The sequence below is a fragment of the Streptomyces sp. NPDC054975 genome (genome assembly GCF_053609105.1).
Genome location: NZ_JBSGWV010000097.1, coordinates 1 through 6,362 on the forward strand (window position 1 = coordinate 1; position 6,362 = coordinate 6,362).

The following is a 6,362-nucleotide window of genomic DNA, read 5'->3' on the forward strand; positions in this document are numbered from 1 at the left end:
GTGTGGCGGGTGCGTTGTCGTTGGAGGACGCGGCGCGTGTGGTGGCGTTGCGGAGCCAGGCGCTCGGCGCGCTCGCCGGACGCGGCGGCATGGTCGCCGTCGCCGGCCCCGCCGCCCGGGTCCGGGAACTCATCGCCGGACGCGAGGACACCCTCGCCATCGCCACGGTCAACGGCCCCTCGTCCACCGTCGTCGCAGGCGACCCGGACGCGCTCACCGATCTGATGGAACGCTGCGAGTCCGACGGCATCAGGGCCCGCCGTATCCCCGTCGACTACGCCTCCCACTCCCACTACGTGGAAGAGATCAAGGACGAACTGGCCGAACTGCTCGCGGAGGTCACCCCCCGCGCCGCAGAGGTGCCGTTCTACTCCACCGTCACCGGAGAGCCCCTCGACACCACCCGCCTCACCGGCGACTACTGGTACGAGAACCTCCGCAACACCGTCCAGTTCGAACGGGCCGTCACCGCCCTCATCGACCACGGCCACCGGTTCTTCGTCGAGGCCAGCCCCCACCCGGTGCTCGTCTCCGGCGTGCAGGACACCGCCGCCGACCACGACGTCGACGCGGTCGTCGTCGGATCGCTGCGCCGCGACGAAGGCGGCACCGCACGGTTCCTCGCCTCCCTGGCCGAACTCCACGTCCACGGCGCGGACATCGACCGCGACGCGCTGTTCGCCGGCAGCGGCGCGCGCCGCGTCGACCTGCCCACCTACCCCTTCCAGCAGCAGTTCCTGTGGCTCGACACCTCCCGCGGCGGCTCGCCCGCGGACGCGGCGGGCGAACTCGGCGTCACCCCGGCGGCGCACCCGCTGCTCGGCGCCCAGGTCACCCAGCCCGAAACCGGCGGACTCATCCTCACCGGCCGGCTCTCCCCCCGGTCCCAGAGCTGGCTCGCCGACCACGGACTCTCCGGAACCCTCCTGCTGCCCGGCACCGCCTTCGTGGACCTGGCACTGCACGCCGGTGAGCACACCGGATGCCAGTACCTGGAGGAACTCACCCTGGAGAACCCGCTGCTCCTTCCCGAGCAGGGCTCCGTGGACCTGCACCTCGCCGTCGGCACCGCCGACGACCAAGGACGCCGCACCTTCTCCCTCCACTCCCGCCTCTCCGGCGCGACCGACGGCACATGGCTGCGCCACGCCACCGGCACGCTCGCCCCGGCCGCCACACCGGCACCGGACGAGGAGCCGACCCTCGGCCCGGACACCGCATGGCTGCCGGCCGACGCCGAACCCGTCGACCTGGACTCGCTCTACGCCGCGTTCGACGAGGCGCACTACGAGTACGGACCGGCCTTCCGCGGCCTGACCGCGGCCTGGAGCAGCGGCGAGGGCGTCTTCGCCGAAGTGACCCTGCCCCAGGAGCACCACCACGAGGCGGCTGCCTACGGACTCCACCCGGCCCTCCTGGACGCCGCCCTCCACGGCACCTTCCTCCAGGGCGGCGGCCGGCGCCGACTGCCGTTCTCGTGGACCGGTGTGCGCTTCCTCCGTACCGGCGCCACCGCCGTACGCGTCCGGCTCGCCCCGGTGGGCCAGGACGGCGTACAGGTGACCGTCAGCGACACGGCGGGACGGCCCGTCGCGACCGTGGACTCCCTGATCCTGCGGGAGATCACCGACGACCAGCTGCGCGACGACCGCACCGCGGAACCGCTCCACCGGCTCCTGTGGACCCCCGTCCCGACCGGCGGCCCGCAGACCGCGAACGGCCTCGGCTGGGCCGTGCTCGCCGACCCCGACACGGACGGCCCCGCCGCCGACCTCGCCTCGCTGCTCACCGAGGCCGTCACCACCGCCGGTGCGGACAAGCCCACCGCATACGCCGACCCGGCCTCCCTGGCCGCCGCGGTGGCCGACGGGACGCCGGCGCCCGACGTGGTGCTGTGGCCGCTGCCCCCGTCCTCGACGCCACTGACCGCGGACGCCGTCCACACGGCGACCCGTACCGCGCTCGAACTCGTCCAGCGGTGGCTGCGTGAGGACCGCCTCGGCGACTCCCGCCTCGTGCTCGTCACCAGGGGAGCCGTCGCCGCCGTCCCCGGCGAGGCCGCACACGACCTCGAACACGCAGCCGTGTGGGGCCTGCTGCGCTCCGCGCAGACGGAGCACCCCGGACGGTTCGCACTCCTGGACCTCCCCGCGGTGGGGGAGCGCGAGGACGAGGTCGAGGGCCTGGACACGGACGCCGTGGCCGCCGCGCTGACGACCGCGGCCACCGGCGGTGAACCGCAACTCGCCGTACGCGAGGGCGAGACGCTGGCCGCGCGACTGGCCCGACTGGGCGACCAGGGCACCGCGCCCACGACCACGCGCCCCGCGTACGACAGCGACGGCACCGTCCTCGTCACGGGCGGCACCGGCACCCTCGGCGGTCTCGTCGCCAGGCACCTGGCGGACACCCACGGAGTGCGGCACCTGCTGCTCACCGCCCGGTCCGGCGAAGCTGCCCCTGGTGCGAGCGAGCTCGTCGCCGAACTCACCGCGAAGGGCGTCACCGTGACGGTCGCGGCCTGCGACGCCGCCGACCGCGACGCGCTGGAAGCCGTCCTGGCCGGCATACCCGCCGCCCACCCGCTGACCGCGGTGATCCACGCCGCCGGCGTCCTCGACGACGGCGTACTGGAATCCCTGACGCCCGAGCAGGTGGACGCCGTACTGCGCCCCAAGGTGGACGCGGCCCTCAACCTCCACGAGTTGACCCGCGACCTGGAGCTGTCGGAGTTCGTCCTCTTCTCCGGCGCCGCCGGAACCTTCGGCACCGCCGGCCAGGCACACTACGCCGCGGCCAACGTCTTCCTCGACGCGCTCGCGGGCCACCGCCGCGCACGGGGGCTTCCCGGCACCGCGATGGCCTGGGGCTTCTGGGCCGAACGCAGCGCCATGACCGAGCACCTGGACGACCTCGCGGTACGCCGGCTCAGCCGGGCCGGGATCGCCGCGATGGACTCGACGGAGGGCCTTGCCTTCTTCGACGCCGCCCACGGCACCTCCGAAAGCCTGGTCCTCGCCCTGCGGCTGGACACCGCGTCCCTGCGCGAGCAGGCGGCCGCGGGCACGCTCCCGCCGCTGCTGACCGGAGTCGTACGGCTGCCGAACCGTAAGCCCGCCGTCGCCACCACGAGCGAACCCCAGGCCGGCCCCACGCTGCCCGACCGACTCGCCACCCTCCCCGAGGACGAACAGCGCGACCTGCTCCTCGACGTGGTCTGCGGCCAGGCGTCCGGAGTCCTCGGCCACGACTCGGCCACCGCGGTCGGACCGGACCAGACGTTCAAGGTCCTCGGATTCGACTCGCTCAGCGCCGTGGAACTGCGCAACCGCATCAACAAGGCGACCGGACTCCGGCTCTCCGCCACCCTCGCCTTCGACTACCCCACGCCGCTGGCGCTGGCCGAACACCTCCGCGAGGAGCTGGCCCGCAGCCGCCGCCCCTCGGCCGACAAGGTGCTCGCCAACCTGCTCCTGGTCGACGACCTCCTGTCGGCCACCTCGGCGACCGACCCGGCACGCGCCCGCCTCATCGGACGGCTCCAGGAACTCCTGGTGAGGTACGGCGGCGACACGAACAGCGCCCGGCCCGCCGACGCTGCCGGCGGATCCGGGGGGGCCGGCGGGTCCGGCGGCGAGGCACCCACGGTCGACGTCGACACGGCGAGCGACGACGAACTCTTCGCCTTCATCGACGGGGAGCTCTGACCAGGACATGGCCGAAGCACCTACGAACGCGAACGCGACACCCACACCAATGACGACGACGAACAAGACCTCAACCACGGGATCGGGCTCGGGCATGGCGGACAACGAGGAGAAGCTGCGCACCTACCTCCGAAAGGTCACCAACGACCTCCAGGAGACAAGGCGCCGGCTGCGCGAATCCGAGGCGGCGAGCGGCGAACCGATCGCGATCATCGGCATGAGCTGCCGCTTCCCGGGCGGTGTGGAGACCCCGGAGGAGCTGTGGCACCTGGTGGCCTCCGGCGCCGACGGCGTCTCCCCGTTCCCCACCGACCGAGGCTGGGACGTCACCGGGGCGTACTCCCGCGACGGGTACGAACCCGTGGGCGGATTCCTCCACGGGGCGGCGGAGTTCGACGCCGGGTTCTTCGGTGTGTCGCCGCGTGAGGCGACGGCGATGGATCCGCAGCAGCGGCTGCTGCTGGAGACGTCGTGGGAGGCGCTGGAGCGGGCGGGCATCGACCCGCTGTCGGTCAAGGGCGAGCGGATCGGTGTCTTCGCCGGCCTGATGTACCACGACTACGCCACCAGCGTCACCGACGTGCCCGAGGAACTGGAGGGCTACCTCGTCAACGGCAGCGCGGGCAGCGTGGCGACGGGCCGGGTCTCGTACACCCTGGGCCTTGAGGGTCCGGCGGTGACGGTGGACACGGCGTGCTCGTCGTCGCTGGTCGCGCTGCACCTGGCGGTCCAGGCCCTGCGGCGCGGCGAGTGCACCAAGGCGCTGGTGGGCGGCGCAACGGTCATGTCGACCCCGGTCATGTTCCTCGACTTCATGAAGCAGGGCGGCTTGGCGCCTGATGGGCGGTGCAAGTCGTTCGCGGAGGGTGCGGACGGTACCGGCTTCGCCGAGGGTGTCGGGATGCTGCTGGTGGAGCGGCTGTCGGACGCGGTTCGTCATGGGCGCCGGGTGCTGGCGGTGGTGCGTGGTTCGGCTGTGAACCAGGACGGTGCGAGCAATGGTCTGACGGCTCCGAACGGTCCGTCGCAGCAGCGGGTGATCCGGCAGGCGTTGGAGAGTGCGGGTCTGACGACGGCCGACGTGGACGTCGTGGAGGCGCACGGTACGGGTACGAAGCTGGGTGACCCGATCGAGGCGCAGGCGCTGCTCGCCACGTACGGGCAGGACCGTCCCGAGGACCAGCCGCTGTGGCTGGGTTCCCTGAAGTCCAACATCGGCCACACCCAGGCGGCGGCCGGTGTCGCCGGCGTGATCAAGACCGTGATGGCCCTCCGGAACGGCATCCTCCCGAGGACCCTCCATGCCGCGGAGCCGTCCTCGCAGATCGACTGGAGTGCCGGCGCGGTTCGCCTGCTGACCGAAGAGCAGGCATGGCCGGACACGGACCGGGTCCGCCGCGCGGGCGTGTCGTCGTTCGGGGCGAGCGGCACGAACGCGCACGTGATTCTTGAGCAGGCGCCCGGGGGCGGGGGCTCGGAGGGTGGGGTTTCGGAGGCCGAGGCTTCGAAGGCTGAGGCTTCGAAGGCTGCGGTTTCGGAGGCTGAGGCTTTGGAGCCGGTGGCGGCCGGGGACTTGCTTGCGCCGGTGTTGGTGTCGGGTCGGTCGGCGGAGGCGTTGCGGGGGCAGGCTTCGCGGTTGCTGGAGTTCGTGGAGGCTCGGCCTGGGTTGGGTGTGGCCGAGGTGGGTTCTTCGCTGGCGGTGACGCGTGCGGCTTTCGAGCATCGTGCGGTGGTGGTGGCGGAGGACCGTGAGGGGTTGCTGGCGGGTCTGGCAGCGGTGGCGGAGGACGGTCGTACCGCTGGTGTGGTGCGTGGGGTGGCTTCGGATCGTGAGCGGTCTGTGGCGTTGTTGTTCACGGGTCAGGGTGCGCAGCGGTTGGGTATGGGCCGTGGTTTGTACGAGGCGTTTCCGGTGTTCGCGGAGGCGTTTGACGCGGTGTGTGCGGAGCTGGATCCGCTGCTGGGCCGTGGTCTGAAGGATGTGGTGTTCCAGGAGCAGGATCTGCTGGACCGTACGGGGTTCACTCAGCCGGCGTTGTTCGCCGTTGAGGTGGCGTTGTTCCGTCTGGTGGAGTCGTGGGGTGTGCGCACTTCCTTCGTGGCGGGGCATTCGGTCGGCGAGATCGCGGCCGCGCATGCGGCGGGTGTCCTGTCGTTGACGGACGCCGCCGCGCTGGTAGCGGCACGTGGCGGGCTGATGGAGGCGCTGCCCGAGGGTGGCGTGATGGTCGCCGTCCAGGCGGGGGAGGAGCGGGTTGCTCCTCTCCTGGTGGAGGGTGCGGCGATCGCGGCGGTCAACGGCCCTGAGGCGGTAGTGATCTCCGGTGCCGAGGACGCCGTGGCGGGCGTGGTGGAGGCTCTGTCGGCTGCGGGGGTGCGGTCGAAGCGGCTGCGGGTCAGCCATGCCTTCCATTCCCCGTTGATGGATCCGATGCTGGACGGTTTCCGTGAGGTTGTCGAAGGCCTGGACTTCCAGGCGCCGCAGATCACCTTCGTCTCGGCGCTGACCGGCACGGTCGTGTCGGAGGAGATAGCCGACCCCGAGTACTGGGTCCGGCATGTCCGCGAAGCGGTCCGTTTCCACGATGCGGTGCGCACACTCGATGCCGAGGGCGTGAGCGCGTATCTGGAGCTTGGGCCTGATGGCGTCCTGAC

Annotated in this window: 2 protein-coding genes; both read left to right on the forward strand. The window is 72.1% G+C overall.

The genetic code is table 11. The features are described from left to right. Positions 1-3,707 (forward strand): SDR family NAD(P)-dependent oxidoreductase (locus ACWF79_RS34595; protein WP_453732148.1); only part of this gene is annotated, 3,707 nt, incomplete at its 5' end. Between the two features lie 49 nt (positions 3,708-3,756). Continuing rightward, positions 3,757-6,362: type I polyketide synthase (locus ACWF79_RS34600; protein WP_453732149.1), on the forward strand; the 2,606-nt coding region annotated here is incomplete at its 3' end.